The following is a 15,251-nucleotide window of genomic DNA, read 5'->3' as shown; positions in this document are numbered from 1 at the left end:
GAACCCCCTACGTTCTACTTCACGCGGCGCGTTCTACCTCGCACGTTCGCGAGCCAGCCGTCTGGCCGCGCGGAGCCGACCCACGAGGCGTTCTGGATCCTTCAGGTCCTCCCAGGTCACGCGAAGGATCGTCCACCCTGCCTCTCGGAGCGCGTCCTCGCGCTTCTTCTCGGCGAGCAGGCGTCCTGCAGGGTCGCCCATGCCGCCGGTGTACTTGACCACGCCGTCGAACTCGAGCCCGACGCGAAGCTCGGGCCAGGCGAGGTCGAGCCGGAACTCGCCGCGCCAGGTCGTGACGGAGAGCTGGGGGACGAGCGGCGGGAGGCCGGCGTCGAGAGCAAACCAGCGCACGAGGGTCTCACCGGGGGACTCCGACCGGGCATCGGCAAGCTGGAGGACCTGCCTCGCCTGGATCACCCCGCGCTTTCCTGCCGACTCGTCGAGGATCTGGTCGAGCAGCCGGACGTCGGCACCGAGACGCAGCGCAGAGTCGGCGACGACCAGGGCGCTGGACGGCCGCAGCGAACGAGCGCAGTCGACCACGGTCCGCTCCAGAGAGGTGACCGGGATACCGTCCAGGTCGTGCCGGTCACGCTCTGGCAAAGCCGTCCAGTGCCGTCGGGTGGCCGGGTCGGAGTCACGGCGCACGCTCGGATTCGCAAGCTGTGTCACATGGACCAACCGCCCCAGCCGCCAGGTCCAGCACCCCCACAGGAGGGCTGCTGTCTCGTGGCTCAGCCAGTAGGAGGTGGTGAGCCTCTCCACGACTCCTCGCACGCTCGCGAGCACCTCGGCCTCGCGTCGCCGTGCGTGCCCCTCGCCGGTCGGGAGCGGCAGGTAGACCCCTGGGCGGACACGCACCACCTGTCCGGCGCGTCGGCTCCTCTCGAGCCGAGCCCGGGTCGCCGGTTCGTAGCGCAGCGCGGGCGGGACCTGACGAGTGGTTTCTGGTCGTGCCATGTTGCTCAGCGTGCCCGTGATCGAAGGCATGGGGTGGGGCGACTGGGTATCTGTGGACAACCGGGGGGCGAAGTAGAACGTCCTGGTCGAAGTAGTACGCAGCGCGTTCTACCTCACGCAGTCGGTTCTATCTCGACGGAACACGTCACCCTCGACCTCAGCCCTCTGCCTCGCGCCTCGACGCAGACGCGCCCCCGAGCAGCCCCAGGTACCGCACCCTCGTCGCGAGCACCTCGCGCAGCTGCTCCCCGATCCCCTCGACGAACTCCTCGCGGTACACCGCGTCGACCTGGACCGAGATCGCGTAGTACAGACCGGTGAACGTCGCGATCGCGACCGACACCCGCACGAGGGTCTGCGTGACCACGAGCGGGCTCCCCGACAGGTCGAACGTGAGCAGCACGCGCTGCCCGTCGATGCCCCACAGGTCCATGACCTCGGGCGTCACGGTCAGGGTCCCGAGCGCGACGAAGAAGAGCCCCATGCCGGCGCTGACCACGAGCACCTGCAGGAGCTGGGAGACGCCGATCATCGCGGCCACGTTGAACCGCTGGCTGCGGGTCAGCGGCGGGAGCGCCGCGGCCCCCGGCACCCCGTCGGCGGCCGCGCGCAGGGCGTTCCGGGCCTCGGTCGGCAGGCGCAGCCCCACGAACAGCACGATGAGCCCGGCGAAGAACGTCCCCAGGATGACGCCCGCGGCCCCGCCGGTCCGGCTGAAGACCTGCCACACCTCGGCGTTGTAGAACAGGACGAGGGAGAAGACCATCAGCAGCGGCAGGAGCCGCACGAGCCGCACGAGCGACGCCCCGAGCTCGTCGACGATGCGCGCGAGCCCCCACCACAGCGACGAGCCGACGCCGTACGCGACCACGACCCACACGAGCCCCAGGAGCAGCAGGTTCCCGCCGGCCGTGACGAGCGCGGCCCCCCACTCGCCCCCGAACACCGCGGGCAGCACGGCCGGCACGAGCACGAAGAACGCGAGCTCGGGCCCGCCGACGTCCTGCGGCAGCGTCGACCAGTGCCTGCCGCGCAGCACGTTGAGCCCCACGTAGGCCGCGGCGATCAGCACCGCGCCGCCGGCCACGGCGAGCAGGTTGCCCCACCACGTCCACCCGCCGTTCACGGCGCCCGTGAGCTCGAGCAGCAGCACGACGACGAGGAAGGGGGCCGACCGGCCGAACACGTCGCGGCGCGCCGAGTGGTCCTCGAGGAGCAGGGGCAGACCGTTGCGTCGCAGGACGCGTTCGCAGCCGGCGACGTCGAGCTCGGCCGTTCCCGGACCGCCGGCCGGGGGACCGGGGGGAGCGGCGCCGTCGGGCAGGTTCATGCCGGGAGCGTACCGGCAGCGCGGTCCGCTGGCCGGGCGGCCTCGCCGCGGCTACGTTCGCCTCATGCCCGACGACGTCGCTCACCTCCCCGACCTCCCCCCGCCCTTCGGCGGGGTCGCGTGGGACGACGACGCGTCGGCCGGCGACTGGATCCGACCCCGGCTGGGGGAGTGGGGGACCGTCGGGTCGTGCGTCCCGTCGGGCTACGCCGCGTACGCGCGCATCCCCGACGTGCCCGCGTGGGCCGAGGAGGACGAAGGGATCGGGTCGCTCTACCTGGGTCGGAGCGACGAGTCGGGACCCGAGCAGATGGATCTGCTGATCGACGCCCTCGCGCCGTTCACGGGCGACCAGCTGTGCCACTTCGCGCTGTGGACCGGGTACGGGTGGCTGTACGACCCCGCGGCACGGCCCGAGGACTCGACGTCGTTCGCCCTGCTCTCGTTCGGGATCGACGACGTGGGCGAGGGGGACGCGCCGGGGTCCTCGTTCGCGCTCGCGCAGGCGCAGGCCGAGGCCCGGGTGCGCGCGCTGCGGGCCGCGCACCAGGTCGAGCGCCCCGCGGCGCCGATGCTCGAGCTGCCGCACCGCGCCTACCACCTGTGGCACGGGCCGCTCGCGCAGGCCGCCGCGTTCGCGTCGCTCCACCAGTCGCCCACGCTGTGGTGGCCGCAGGACCGGTCCTGGTTCGTGTGCACCGAGCTCGACACCGTGGCCACCGACCTCGGGGGCAGCGAGGAGCTCGTCGCGGCGCTGCTCGAGGTGCCCGGGCTGCGCGCGTCGCGCGTGAGCCCGGGCGACCCGGTGCAGATGCCCGCGGACTGGTGACGAGCGCGGTCCTCCGTCCCCGGACGTGCTGCCGCCCAGCCCCCCGGACCTACAGGCTCCGCGCGAGCGCGCGCCCCACCGTCCGTCCCGAGAACAGGCACCCACCGAGGAACGTCCCCTCGAGCGCCCGGTGGCCGTGCACGCCACCGCCCCCGAACCCCGCGGCCTCGCCTGCGGCGTACAGGCCCTCGAACACCGAGCCGTCAGGGCGCAGCACGCGACCGTCGGTGTCGGTGTGCAGGCCGCCGAGCGTCTTGCGGGTCAGGACCGAGAGCCGCACGGCGAGCATGGGCCCGTCCTTGGGCGTCGTGAGCGGGCGCGGCGGGGAGACGCGGATGACCCGGTCCACGAAGAACTTGCGGGCCATCGCGGTCGCGACGACCTGGTGGTCCTTGCCGAGGCCCGAGCGCACCTGGTCGTCGCGCAGCCGGACCAGCCGCTCGAGCTCGGTCGCGTCGATGTGCCCCTGCGACCCAGGGGTCGCGTCGGTCAGGGCGTTCATCCCGGCGGCGAGCTCGGTCGGGTTCGCGCCCCACACGAACTCGGGGGACTCGGCCGCGAACCGGGCCACGGGCCCGACCGCCCCGGGCAGCACCCGCTGGGCCAGCAGCCGCACGCTCCGGCCGGTCAGGTCGGGGTTCTGCTCCGAGCCCGAGAGCGCGAACTCGCTCTCCATGATCGCCTTGTTGAGCACGAACCAGGAGTGGTCGTCGGCGCGGCCCGTGACGTGCTGGAGCGAGCCCAGCGCGTCGAACCCGGGGAACAGCGGGGCGGGCAACCGGTGACCGTGCGCGTCGACCCACAGCGACGAGGGTCCGGGCAGGATGCGGATGCCGTGACGGGTCCACACGGGCGAGTGGTTCGCGATGCCCTCGGGGTAGTGCCACATGCGGTCCTCGTGGACCAGGGCCGCGCCGGCGGCGCGCGTGACGCCGAGCATGAGCCCGTCGGTCGAGTCGGGGACCCCCGAGAGCATGCGCTCGGGCAGGATGCCCGCACCCGCGGGCCAGTTCGCGCGGACCAGGTCGTGATTCGCACCGATCCCCCCGGAGGAGACGACGACGGCGCTCGCCGACAGCTCGACCTCGCCCACGACGTCGCGCACCGAGGGCACGCCGCGCTCGACCGGGTCGTCGGCCAGGATCTCGGCCCGGACCCCGGTGACGGCGCCGTCGGTCACCACGAGCTCGGTCACGCGGTGCCGGAAGCGGATGTCGAGCAGCCCGGCCTCCCGGGCGTCGAGGGCCGCGCGGACGAACGGCTCGAGGATGCCGGGCCCGGTACCCCACGTCACGTGGAACCGCGGCACGCTGTTGCCGTGCCCGCCCGCGGGGTAGCCGCCGCGCTCGGCCCACTGGACGAGCGGGAACCAGCGCACGCCCTTGCCGTGCAGCCACGAGCGCATGTCCCCCGCGGCGAAGTCCACGAAGCCCCTGGCCCAGGCGTAGCCCCAGCGGTCGGGCCCCGTGCCCTCCGCGGCTCCCGGTGCGAACTGCGCCGAGCCGAGCCAGTCGTCGAGGGCGAGCTCGGGGGTGTCCTTGACCCCCATGCGGCGCTGCTCGGGCGAGTCGACCAGGAACAGTCCGCCGAAGGACCAGAAGGCCTGCCCGCCCAGGCTCGCGGCGGGCTCCTGGTCGAGGAGGATCACGTGACGGCCCGCCGCGGTGAGCTCGGTCGCGGCGACCAGCCCGGACAGGCCCGCGCCGACGACGATGACCTCGGCAGAGTCGGTCGCTCCGGGACTGGGAGCGCTCCCGGGGGCGGGACGCGGTGCGGTCGGGTCGGGGATGCTGACGTCGTTGTCACTCATGCGCAGAGACTAGACCCCGTGTCCCTCCGCGAGGTAGAGGGCTGGCGTCGAGGTAGTGGTCCCAGGACCTCTACCTCGATGCCAGCCCTCTACCTCGGCGGCCTCAGGGGCGCTCGGCCGAGACGTAGACCTGCATGCTGAGGGGCTCGAGCAGGACGGACGGCGAGTCGGCCGGGTCGGCCGGAGCCCGGTCGGCGGAGGCCGTGCCCTCGCTGCCCTCGCCGCCCCCGCTGTCCTCGAGGCCGTCGACCACGTGCTCGCCCTCGGTCGGATGCTCCCAGTCGGAGTCCCACGCGAGCTCCCAGGCGCAGCCCGCGGCCCCGCCCTCGCTCCGACCCGGCACCGCGGCCGGCGTGACCTCGACCGTGTCGAGCGCCCCGTTGACCACGACGAGCACGTCCTTGTCCCCCTCGCCCGGGCCCGTGCGCAGCATCTGCAGGACCCGGAAGCCGGGGTCGTGCCAGGCGTCGTGGTCGAGGGGGTGCCCCGCCGCGTCGAACCAGGCGAGGTCCGGCACGGCATCCTCGGCGGCATGCCGCGGCCTGCCGTGGAAGAACGCGTCGCTGCGCAGGGCGGCGTGCTCTCGGCGCAGCTCCAGCAGGTGGGTCGTGGTCGCGAGCAGGTCCTTGCGCCAGGGCGACAGGTCCCAGCTCACCCAGGACAGCGGCCCGTCCTGGCAGTAGGCGTTGTTGTTGCCCCGCTGGGTGCGGCCCATCTCGTCGCCCGCCGTGAGCATGGGCGTGCCGGCCGCCAGGATCTGCGTGGCCATGAGGTTGCGGATCGAGCGCCGCCGCAGGGGAGCGATGACGAGCCCGGGCTCGAAGCCTCCGTGCTCGAGCCCTCGGAGCATGGCGTCCTCGTCCGACAGCCGCCCTTCGATGCCGTGGTTCCAGGACCGGTTGTCGTCGCTGCCGTCCCGGTTGCCCTCGCCGTTGGCCTCGTTGTGCTTGTGCTCGTAGGCGACGAGGTCGGCGAGCGTGAAGCCGTCGTGGGCCGTCACGAAGTTGATCGATGCCACCGGTCCGCGCATCAGCGGCGGGTCGCTGTGCCCGAACAGGTCCGCGGACCCTGCCAGGCGGGTCGCGAGCTCGCGCACGCCCTGGCCGAGGCGCCCGTGCGAGGCCTCGCGGGGGTCGGCGAGCCAGAACTGGCGCACGGCCCCGCGGAAGCGGTCGTTCCACTCGGCCAGGGGGGCCGGGAACTGCCCGGTCCGCCAGCCGCCCGGGCCCACGTCCCACGGCTCGGCGATCAGCTTGAGCCCGTTCAGCACGGGGTCGGTCTGGAGCGCGACGAGGAACGGGTGGTCGGGGTCGAACCCACCGGGCCCCCGGCCCAGGGTCACCGCGAGGTCGAACCGGAAGCCGTCGACCCCGATCTCCTGCGCCCAGTACCGCAGCGAGTCGAGCGTCGCCTGGACCACGCGGGCGCGCCGGAAGTCGAGGCTGTTGCCGGTCCCGGTGACGTCCGCCAGCCGGGCCGGGGTCGCGCCGTCGTGCAGGTAGTGGACGGGGTTGTCGAGGCCGCGCCACGACAGGTGGGGCCCGTCGACCCCGCCCTCGCACGTGTGGTTGTGCACCACGTCGAGCACGACCTCGATCCCGGCCTCGTGCAGCAGGTGGACCATGCCACGGACCTCGTCGACCACGGCGCCCGGCCCGGCCTCCTGCGCGTCGCGCGTCGCGTAGGGCGCGTGCGGCGCGAAGAACCCTGCGGTCGAGTAGCCCCAGTAGTTGGTGAGGCCCTTGGCCACGAGGTGCGGCTCGGACAGGAACGCGTGGATCGGCAGGAGCTCGATCGTCGTGACACCCAGGTCCTTGAGGTGCGCGATCGTGGCGGGGTGCGCGAGCCCCGCGTACGTGCCGCGCAGGGGCTCGGGCACGGCCTCGAGCTGCATGGTCAGGCCGCGCACGTGCGCCTCGTACAGCACGGTGTCGGCCCAGGGGACCTGCGGACGGCGCACGGGCGGGTGGTTCGTGCGCGGGGCCACGACGACCGAGTGCGGCACGTGGGCCGCGGAGTCTCGCGGGTCGGCCGGGCCCTCCGGGTCGCCGACGAGCGCGCCCGACGCGTCGCGCTCGGTCACGTGCCCACGCGTCGCAGGGTCCTCGTCGAGCTCGCCCACGAGCCCGCGAGCGTACGGGTCGAGGAGCAGCTTCGCGGGGTTGTACCGGAACCCCGCCGCGGGGTCCCAGGGGCCGTGCGTGCGGAACCCGTAGCGCTGGCCCTCGCGCACCCCGGGCACGCGAGCGTGCCAGACGCCGTAGCTCGGCCCGTCGAGCGCGACGCGCCTCTCGTGGATCTCGCCGTCGGGGGAGACGTCGAGCAGGCACAGGTCGACGGCGCTCGCGTGCGACGCGAGCACGGCGACGTCGACGCCGTCTCCGGCGAGGTGCACGCCGAGCGGCGCGACCGGACCGTGCGAGGGGCGGGGGCGGGGGGTGGGGGCAAGCGCTTGCACCCCTCCATTGTGACGCCCGCTCGTGGACGGTTCGTGCTCAGCACCTGGTCGTGCGCAAGATCTCACCCGGCCGCGGCGCGCTGCCCGGTAGGGTTTCGACTGTGCCGCGTCCTCGCAAGGGGCCTGGCGTGCGGGTTCGTCCCGGGTCCACCGTCGCCCACCCACGGAGCTCATCACGATGAGGATCGTCGTCGCCGTCAAGTATGTTCCCGATATCCACGCCGACCGTCGATTCGACGAGGGCCGCGTCGTGCGCTCGTCGGAGGAGGGGACGCTCAACGAGCTCGACGAGAACGCGATCGAGGCAGCCCTGAAGATCGTCGAGTCGCTGCCCGAGGACGAGCAGGCGTCCTCCGAGGTCGTCGTCCTGACCATGGCCGGCCCCGAGGCCGACACCGCGATCCGCAAGGCGTACCAGATGGGCGTCGGACGCGGGGTGCGCGTGAGCGACGAGGCGCTCGCGGGCTCGGACTACTTCGGGACGGTCAGCACCCTGGCCGCCGCGATCCGCAAGCTCGAGGAGGAGGGCCCGGTCGACCTGGTCGTCACGGGCATGGCCGCGCTCGACGGGCTGGGGTCCGTCGTCCCGGTGCTGCTCGCCGCCGAGCTCGACCTGCCGCAGCTCACGCTCGCGGGCAAGCTCGAGGTCGACGCCCAGGCGCGGACCGCCCAGGTCACGCGCGAGCTCGACGACGCGCTCGAGGTGCTCTCGGCGCCGCTGCCCGCCGTGGTCTCCGTGACGGACCACGCGAACTGGCCGCGCTTCCCGAACTTCAAGCTCATCATGGCCGCGCGCACGCAGCCGATCGAGGTCTGGGACCTCGCGGACCTGGGCGTCGACCCCGCCACGGTGGGCGACGCCGGTGCGCGCACGCACGTCCTCAGCGCCACGCCCCGCCCGCCGCGCCCCGAGGTCGAGGTCGTCGTCGACAAGGGCGAGGGCGGCCGGGCGCTGGCCGAGTTCCTCATCCGCAACGAGCTGGTCTGAGAGGGAACACCGTGACCACCAACGTCCTCGTCCTGCTCGACTCCCCGGAGACGCAGCTGCGCTCCGCGGCCCTCGAGCTCCTCACCATCGCCCGCAGCCTCGGGCGCCCCAAGGCCGTGACGCTCGGCAGCCCGAGCGTCACGACGCTTGCCCAGCTCGGCGCCTACGGCGTCGACACGGTTCTCCAGGCCGAGCTGCCCACGTCCCTGAGCCCCGGCGCCGAGCACCTGACGGCCGTCGTCTCGCAGACGCTTGCGACCGCGGTGCGCCGCGCGAACGCCGACGTCGTGCTGCTCTCGGCGACGTTTCCCAACAAGGAGGCGGCTGCCCGCCTCTCGTACGAGCTCGGCGCAGGCCTCGTGATCGACGCGGCCGCGGTCAGTGCCGAGGACGGCAAGGCCGTGGGCCACAAGCGGGTCTTCGCGGGCTCGTGGGACACCTCGTGCGAGGTCTCGACGGACGTCGCGGTCTTCACGGTCCGCGCCAACTCGGTCGTGCCGGAGCCTGCCGAGGCCTCGGTCGCGACCGAGGTCATCGGGTTCCCCGTCGAGGTCCCGGCCTCGGCCACGCGGGTCACGGTCGTCTCGCGCGAGGAGAAGCCGGTCGTCGAGGGCGGGCGTCCGAGCCTCGCAGAGGCCGCCACGGTCGTGGCGGGCGGGCGCGGCACCGACGGTGACTTCGCCCCGGTCGAGGAGCTCGCGGACGCGCTCGGCGCGGCCGTGGGCGCTACCCGCGACGCGGTCTACGAGGGCTGGTTCGACACGTTCATCGGCCAGACCGGCGTGACGATCGCGCCGCGCCTGTACATCGGTGCGGGCATCTCGGGGGCGCCGCACCACCGCGGTGGCATGCAGGCGTCGCAGGTCATCGTCGCGGTCAACAACGACTCGGACTGCCCGCTGTTCGAGATCGCCGACTTCGCGGTCGTCGGCGACCTGGCGGAGGTCCTGCCGCAGGCGGCGAAGGTCATCCGGGAGCACAAGGGCTGACCGCTCGCACGGACCACGGACGCCCCGGCAGGCTCGCCTGCCGGGGCGTCCGCGCGTCCGGGGAGCGCTGCGGGCTGCGTCACCCGGGCCCGACGGCGGAGCAAGGCCCCAGGAGCGGCTCAGAGTCCCATGTGCTCGAGCCAGGCGAGGCCTGCGAGCGCCTGGCCCAGGGCCCTCTCCGGGAGCCACGGCCTGCCCGGGGGAGCGGGGCGGCGCGCGGTGTCCAGGGAGAATCCTGCGTACCCGCCGACGATCGAGCGCAGGTCCTCGGGGTGCACCTCGGCACCCAGGGGGTGGTCGTCGAACACGGCCGTGAGCCAGGCCCCGGCGCGCTCGGCGTCGTCCCAGTGCACGACGGGCGGCCCGCCGTCGCACGGGATCTTGACGTCGACGGGCTCGAACACGCCCTCGACGCCCTGGGCGCCGACCGTGACGAGCAGGTGCGCGAGGTCGAGCCAGCCCGCCCCGCGCATGGCGTGGGGCCAGTCGAGGACGTAGACGTGGTCGTCGGTCACGGCGAGGTTCTGGGCCCGCATGTCGCCGTGCACGATCGACTCGCCCTCGCACGCGACGAGCACGCCCAGCTCGGTCTCGACGAGCCGGTCGAGGTGCTGTGCCGCCCAGGGCGAGACGTGCTCGAGGTGCGGGTACGGCTCGCGCTGGACCCGGCCCCAGCCGATCGTGGCCGACGCGAGCTGGGGACCCGCGGGCGGCAGGGGGATCTGGCGCGCGCCGGGGACGCGCGCGAGGTCGTCGAGCGTGTCCAGCACGCGACCGAGCACCGCGGGGTCCCACGGGACGCGGGGCGGGTAGCCGTCGATCGCCTCGTACGCGAGCACGATCCAGTCACCGTCCCCGTGGCCCCACAGGAAGCGCGGCATGGGGACGGCCGCGGGCAGGCGCACCGAGATCTTGGCCTCGGCCCGGTGCAGGTCCGCGCACTCGGGCGCGTCGAGCGTGCGGGCGGCCTTGAGGAAGACCTGGTCGCCCGTCGAGAGACGCACGAGCGAGCCCATGCCCGGGCTGAACCCGCTCACGACGCTGATCTCCTCCACGACCCGGGCGTTCATGGTCGCCTCGATCTCGTCGCGCAGCTCGGCGGGGAGCTGCGCCCAGCGCAGCCGGTCGCTCGCGTGGGCGCGCGGGTCCTCCGGTGAGCGGACCACGGCGGTGGTCGCGACGTCGTCGGGCATGGGGCGTGACACTCTCACAGGGTGAGGAGGGGAGTCTGAGGGGGGAACCGCGCGAAGGCGTACCCGGGGGCGGTCTGCGGCGTGGGACGAGCCGGGGACCTGGATCCGAGAACGATCGGGCATCTGTCAAGATATCGCGTTTTCCTGGGCTGTCCAGCGCGATCCCACGGGTCGGCCGGTGGCTCCACGAGCCCCGTGACAGCGAGCCCCAGGAACCCTTCGTAGACTGGACGACTGTGATCGCCCCATGACCTCCACCCCTACCGCGCCCGGCGCCGGCGCGTACCTCGACCACGCCGCGACGACCCCCATGTCGCCGGCGGCGATCGAGGCGTTCGTCGCGGAGCTGACGGCGACCGGCAACCCGTCCTCGCTGCACTCGGCGGGCCGGGCTGCGCGCCGTGTCGTCGAGGAGTCGCGCGAGGCCGTGGCAGCGGCGCTCGGCGCGCGCCCCAGCGAGGTGATCTTCACCGCGGGCGGCACCGAGTCGGACAACCTCGCGGTCAAGGGCCTGTTCTGGGGGCGTCGCACGACCGAGCCCCGACGGCGGCGCATCCTCGTCTCGGCGGTCGAGCACCACGCGGTGCTCGACCCGGCGTTCTGGATGGCCGAGCACACGGGCGCGGAGATCGTGCTGCTGCCCGTCGACGACGAGGGACGCCTCGACCTGGACGCCCTGCGGGCCGAGCTCGCGACCAAGGGGGACGAGGTCGCGCTCATCTCGGTCATGTGGGCCAACAACGAGGTCGGGACGATCCAGCCCGTCCAGGAGGTCGTGCAGATCGCGCGCCCCTACGGGATCCCCGTGCACTCCGACGCGGTGCAGGCCGTGGGCCAGGTTCCGGTCGACTTCGCCGCGAGCGGGCTCGACGCCCTGACCCTCACGGGCCACAAGCTCGGCGGCCCGGTGGGCGTGGGGGCACTGCTCGCCAAGCGTGGCCTGCCGCTCACGCCCGTGCTGCACGGCGGCGGGCAGGAGCGGGGCGTGCGGTCGGGCACGCTCGACACCCCTGCCATCCGGTCGTTCGCGGTCGCGGTGACCGAGGCGGTCGGGGCGCGCGCCGAGCGGGCCGAGCACCTGGCCGGGCTGCGCGACGAGCTGGTGCGCGGCGTGCGCGCGGCCGTCCCCGACGCGGTCCTGCGCGGGCCGGACCCCCTGGTCGACCCGTCGCGGCGCCTGCCCGGCAACGCCCACTTCACGTTCCCCGGCTGCGAGGGCGACTCGCTGCTGTACCTGCTGGACTCGGCGGGTGTGCAGACGTCGACGGGGTCGGCGTGCCAGGCCGGGGTCCCGCAGCCCTCGCACGTCCTGCTCGCGATGGGCGTGCCCGAGGAGGACGCGCGCGGTGCGCTGCGGTTCTCGCTCGGCGCGACGTCGACGCACGCCGACGTGCAACGGCTCCTGGACGCGTTGCCACAGGTCGTGGCGCGCGCGCAGGCCGCAGGTCTCGCGTCCTCGGCGGGCGCAGGCCGGAGCACCACCACGAGCACCACGAGGAGGCCTGCATGAGAGTCCTGGCAGCGATGTCCGGCGGGGTGGACTCCGCCGTCGCGGCGGCACTGGCCGTCGAGGCCGGCCACGAGGTGGTCGGCGTGCACATGGCGCTGTCCCGCAACCGCGAGCAGTTCCGCGCCGGGTCGCGCGGCTGCTGCTCGATCGAGGACGCGGGCGACGCGCGGCGTGCGGCCGACGTCCTGGGCATCCCGTACTACGTGTGGGACCTCTCGGAGCGCTTCGAGGACACGGTCGTCGCGGACTTCCTGTCCGAGTACGAGGCCGGTCGCACGCCCAACCCGTGCGTGCGCTGCAACGAGCACATCAAGTTCGAGGCGCTGCTCGACAAGGCGACCGCGCTCGGGTTCGACGCGGTCGCGACGGGGCACTACGCGCAGGTCCTCACGCGCGAGGTCACGGAGCCCGGTCCCGACGGCGAGCCCGTGACCCGGACGGTCCGCGAGCTGCACCGCTCGCCCAACGAGGCCAAGGACCAGTCGTACGTCCTCGCGGTCATGGGGCCCGAGCGGCTGGCCCGCTCGATCTTCCCGCTGGGTGGCTTCGCGACCAAGGACGAGGTGCGCGAGGAGGCCGAGCGGCGCGGGCTGTCGGTCTCGAACAAGCCCGACTCGTACGACATCTGCTTCGTGTCCGACGGCGACACCCAGGGATTCCTGAAGTCCCGCCTGGGCGCGCGCACGGGCGAGATCGTCGACACCGAGGGCGAGGTCCTGGGCGAGCACGAGGGCGCGTACGCGTTCACGGTCGGCCAGCGCAAGGGCCTGGCCCTGGGCCGTCCGGCAGCCGACGGCAAGCCGCGCTACGTGCTCGAGGTCGAGCCGGTCTCCAACCGCGTCGTCGTGGGGCCCGCCGAGCTGCTCACGGTCGACCGGATCGTGGGGGACCGGTCGGTGTGGCTCGCGGACGACGTCCTCGCGGCCGCGGGCTGGGACGCGTCGACGTCCGCGGCGTCGGACTGGTTCGAGGCGACCGTGCAGGTGCGTGCCCACGGGGTACCGGTACCGGCGCGGGTGCGCGCCGTCGTCGGGCCTGGGGCGGGAGCGCCCGAGGACCCGAGCGGTGCGGCGTCCGCGCAGGGCGCAGGCATGGAGGTCGAGCTCACGGGCGAGACGCTGCGCGGCGTGGCCGCGGGGCAGTCGCTCGTGGTGTACCAGGGCACGCGCGTGATCGGGCAGTCGACCGTGCAGCGGGCCTACCGGGCCGCGCGCGCCACGAGCCTCGCGGGCTGAGCCCGGCGTGGCTCGGCGGTGCGGTGCGGACCTCTCAGACCGCGACGGGCACGACGCTCCCCACGGCCGCGCCCGGCTGGGTCGCGGCGAGGACCGCGCTCGTGGGTACCACGGGGTGCTCGCTCAGTTCGCGCACGAGCCACGCGTCGTCGCGCACCGCCCAGTGCTCGGCCTCACGGCCGTCCGCGAACCGCAGCATGTGCATCTCGCGGACCGTGAAGTGACGGCCCGTGGGGGCCAGGCCCCGGAAGTAGCCGGTGTGCCGGGCGCTGAACGCGACGTGCAGCGCGACCAGGTCGCCCTCGGCCACGGCGTGCAGGACCTCGACGTGCTGGTCGGAGAACGCGTCGGAGAACCAGTGCATGGTCGCGACGAGCCCCTCGAGCCCGCCCGAGGACCCGGGGGCCGGGTCGTGGTTGTGGAAGTCGGCGGCGACCAGCGCCGCCAGGGCCTGCGCGTGGTTCCCCGGGATCGCCTGGGTGTGCACGGCGATCGCGGTGGCCTTGTTGGTCGCGGTGGCCTCGTGGGCCGTGCCGACCGAGGGCTCCGCCTCGTGGTTGCTTCTCATGTCCGCCTCGTTCGTCCGGCGGGGTCGTCCAACGGCCACCGCGTCGTCACGGTCTGTGGTGCATACTCATCACCCTTCACTCGGAGAGAGGGCTGCCGCAAGGGTTCGTGCGGGTGATGCGCGGGTGAGATCCCCGTGACACGCCCCGGCGGGCCGTGCGGCGCGGCCGGCAGAGCAGTTCTCAGCACGACACACCACAGCAAGGAGCTCACGTCATGACGTCAGTCAGCGGGCACGGACCGTGGCCGGGCGGTGAGGGCACCGACGTGCTCGAGGCGCAGCAGATGATCTTCGGGGACCTCGCCGAGGTGCCCACGGGGGTCGCGCCCGTCCCGTTCCTCGTGCGCCTGCCCCAGCGGGGGCCGGGGGCCGACGGCGTAGGGCGCACCGCGACACTGCTCGCCGACCTGCCCGTCGAGATCGGCCCGCACGGCTGGAAGCTCGCCGACCGGCCCGGCATGGACGAGCGGCGTGCGCAGGCGTTCCTGCGCGAGGACCTCGGCGCGCTCGCGATCGCGGGCCACGGGTACTCGGGACCGCTCGCGGTGTCGGTCGTCGGGCCGTGGACGCTCGCGGCCGAGCTCTACCTCGCGCGGGGCGACCGCGTGCTCTCGGACCGCGGTGCGGCGGCCGACCTGGCGGGCTCGCTCGCCGTCGGGCTGCGCGCGCACCTCGACGAGGTGCAGCGTCAGGTGCCCGGCGCCGAGCTCGTGGTACAGGTGTCCGAGCCGCTCCTGGGGCAGATCAACGCGGGCGTGCTGCCGACCTTCTCGGGGTACTCGCGCCTGCGTGCGGTCGAAGGACCGGACATCGTCGAGGGCCTCACCGGGGTCCTGGACGCCGTGCGCGGCTGGGGGGCGCGCAGCGTCGTGCACGTGGGGCCCGCCTGGGTGGGCATCGCGCCCGTGGTGCTCGCAGGCGCCGACGCCGTGGGTCTCGACCTCGCCGCGCGCGGCCCGGGCTGGGACGAGAAGGGCTGGGAGCTGGTCGCGCGCGCGGTCGAGCGCGGCACCGGGGTCTGGGCGGGCCTGCCGCCCGCGAAGGTCTCGCAGTGCTCGGGACCGAACCTCGGCGAGCTCGCGTCGCTCGTGACGGTCCCGTGGCGCCGGATCGGTCTCCCGGCCTCGGGGCTCGACGACGTCACGCTCCTTGCAGCGCCCCGCGCCGGGGGCGTGGGGCTGGGGTCGGGGAGCCGGCTCGGGAGCACCGACGAGAACCGCGCGATGCTCGGGAACCTGGGGCGGGTCGCGGAGATGCTCGCGGAGCGGGCACAGGACTGAGCGGCGCGGGCCTGCCGTGGCCCGGACGACGGGTTCGGCAGCCGGGCTGCCGTTCGTCCGCTGCGCCGATTCGTTTTCGCCGTGACGGCCCGCGGTGCGTA

General features: G+C 73.9%; 12 protein-coding genes. 6 read left to right on the top strand and 6 right to left on the bottom strand.

Annotated elements, in window-relative coordinates; translation table 11 throughout:
- Positions 1–33: 33 nt before the first annotated feature.
- Positions 34–960 carry a hypothetical protein gene (locus ACIPWA_RS05025; RefSeq protein ID WP_400288544.1) on the bottom strand — a complete coding sequence of 309 codons (927 nt, stop codon included), beginning with the start codon at positions 958–960 and terminating at the stop codon, positions 34–36.
- 157 nt (positions 961–1,117) lie between these two features.
- The gene (locus ACIPWA_RS05020; protein WP_056763932.1) at positions 1,118–2,290 is read right to left on the bottom strand and encodes a hypothetical protein; all 1,173 of its coding nucleotides are present in this window, start codon (positions 2,288–2,290) and stop codon (positions 1,118–1,120) included.
- A gap of 64 nt (positions 2,291–2,354) precedes the next feature.
- On the opposite strand from ACIPWA_RS05020, the gene ACIPWA_RS05015 reads away from it, so the two are divergent.
- Complete coding sequence (locus tag ACIPWA_RS05015) at positions 2,355–3,119, top strand: hypothetical protein (RefSeq protein WP_400288543.1); 765 nt, start codon at positions 2,355–2,357, stop codon at positions 3,117–3,119.
- Positions 3,120–3,168: 49 nt separating this feature from the next.
- Here ACIPWA_RS05015 and ACIPWA_RS05010 read toward each other — a convergent pair whose 3' ends face one another.
- Together ACIPWA_RS05010 and glgX are read right to left on the bottom strand one after the other, a co-directional pair.
- Positions 3,169–4,929, bottom strand: a complete 1,761-nt coding sequence (locus tag ACIPWA_RS05010) for an FAD-binding dehydrogenase (RefSeq protein WP_400288542.1) — start codon at positions 4,927–4,929, stop codon at positions 3,169–3,171.
- A 103-nt stretch (positions 4,930–5,032) separates the two neighbouring features.
- The gene (glgX, locus tag ACIPWA_RS05005; RefSeq protein WP_400288540.1) at positions 5,033–7,387 is read right to left on the bottom strand and encodes a glycogen debranching protein GlgX; all 2,355 of its coding nucleotides are present in this window, start codon (positions 7,385–7,387) and stop codon (positions 5,033–5,035) included.
- A gap of 178 nt (positions 7,388–7,565) precedes the next feature.
- On the opposite strand from glgX, the gene ACIPWA_RS05000 reads away from it, so the two are divergent.
- Together ACIPWA_RS05000 and ACIPWA_RS04995 are read left to right on the top strand one after the other, a co-directional pair.
- Positions 7,566–8,375 (top strand): electron transfer flavoprotein subunit beta/FixA family protein, encoded by an 810-nt coding sequence (locus ACIPWA_RS05000; protein WP_056763925.1) that lies wholly within the window; start codon positions 7,566–7,568, stop codon positions 8,373–8,375.
- 11 nt (positions 8,376–8,386) lie between these two features.
- Positions 8,387–9,364 (top strand): electron transfer flavoprotein subunit alpha/FixB family protein, encoded by a 978-nt coding sequence (locus tag ACIPWA_RS04995; protein ID WP_400288536.1) that lies wholly within the window; start codon positions 8,387–8,389, stop codon positions 9,362–9,364.
- A 119-nt stretch (positions 9,365–9,483) separates the two neighbouring features.
- Here ACIPWA_RS04995 and ACIPWA_RS04990 read toward each other — a convergent pair whose 3' ends face one another.
- Complete coding sequence (locus tag ACIPWA_RS04990; protein WP_400288534.1) at positions 9,484–10,569, bottom strand: phosphotransferase; 1,086 nt, start codon at positions 10,567–10,569, stop codon at positions 9,484–9,486.
- Positions 10,570–10,804: 235 nt separating this feature from the next.
- Between ACIPWA_RS04990 and ACIPWA_RS04985 the strand changes: the two genes are divergently transcribed.
- Positions 10,805–12,067: a cysteine desulfurase family protein gene (locus ACIPWA_RS04985; protein WP_400288533.1), complete on the top strand. Its 1,263-nt coding sequence runs from the start codon at positions 10,805–10,807 to the stop codon at positions 12,065–12,067.
- Positions 12,064–13,302, top strand: a complete 1,239-nt coding sequence (mnmA, locus tag ACIPWA_RS04980) for a tRNA 2-thiouridine(34) synthase MnmA (RefSeq protein WP_400288532.1) — start codon at positions 12,064–12,066, stop codon at positions 13,300–13,302. The genes ACIPWA_RS04985 and mnmA overlap by 4 nt, the downstream gene beginning before the upstream one ends.
- A 34-nt stretch (positions 13,303–13,336) precedes the next feature.
- Here the strand turns inward: mnmA and ACIPWA_RS04975 are convergent, their stop codons facing one another.
- Positions 13,337–13,870: an ester cyclase gene (locus tag ACIPWA_RS04975; protein WP_400288530.1), complete on the bottom strand. Its 534-nt coding sequence runs from the start codon at positions 13,868–13,870 to the stop codon at positions 13,337–13,339.
- A 215-nt stretch (positions 13,871–14,085) separates the two neighbouring features.
- On the opposite strand from ACIPWA_RS04975, the gene ACIPWA_RS04970 reads away from it, so the two are divergent.
- Complete coding sequence (locus ACIPWA_RS04970; protein WP_400288528.1) at positions 14,086–15,150, top strand: uroporphyrinogen decarboxylase/cobalamine-independent methonine synthase family protein; 1,065 nt, start codon at positions 14,086–14,088, stop codon at positions 15,148–15,150.
- The last annotated feature ends 101 nt before the right edge of the window (positions 15,151–15,251 follow it).

The sequence above is a fragment of the Oerskovia enterophila genome (assembly GCF_044748475.1).
Classification (GTDB): Bacteria; Actinomycetota; Actinomycetes; order Actinomycetales; family Cellulomonadaceae; genus Oerskovia; species Oerskovia enterophila.
This window is presented reverse-complemented; position numbering and strand designations above follow the sequence as displayed.

Coding starts and splice junctions, on each gene's coding strand:
- mnmA (WP_400288532.1), top strand. CDS start 12,064: ATGAGAGTCCTGGCAGCGATGTCCGGCGGGGTGGACTCCGCCGTCGCG.
- ACIPWA_RS04970 (WP_400288528.1), top strand. CDS start 14,086: ATGACGTCAGTCAGCGGGCACGGACCGTGGCCGGGCGGTGAGGGCACC.
- ACIPWA_RS04975 (WP_400288530.1), bottom strand. CDS start 13,870: ATGAGAAGCAACCACGAGGCGGAGCCCTCGGTCGGCACGGCCCACGAG.
- ACIPWA_RS05025 (WP_400288544.1), bottom strand. CDS start 960: ATGGCACGACCAGAAACCACTCGTCAGGTCCCGCCCGCGCTGCGCTAC.
- ACIPWA_RS05020 (WP_056763932.1), bottom strand. CDS start 2,290: ATGAACCTGCCCGACGGCGCCGCTCCCCCCGGTCCCCCGGCCGGCGGT.
- ACIPWA_RS05015 (WP_400288543.1), top strand. CDS start 2,355: ATGCCCGACGACGTCGCTCACCTCCCCGACCTCCCCCCGCCCTTCGGC.
- ACIPWA_RS05000 (WP_056763925.1), top strand. CDS start 7,566: ATGAGGATCGTCGTCGCCGTCAAGTATGTTCCCGATATCCACGCCGAC.
- ACIPWA_RS05010 (WP_400288542.1), bottom strand. CDS start 4,929: ATGAGTGACAACGACGTCAGCATCCCCGACCCGACCGCACCGCGTCCC.
- ACIPWA_RS04985 (WP_400288533.1), top strand. CDS start 10,805: ATGACCTCCACCCCTACCGCGCCCGGCGCCGGCGCGTACCTCGACCAC.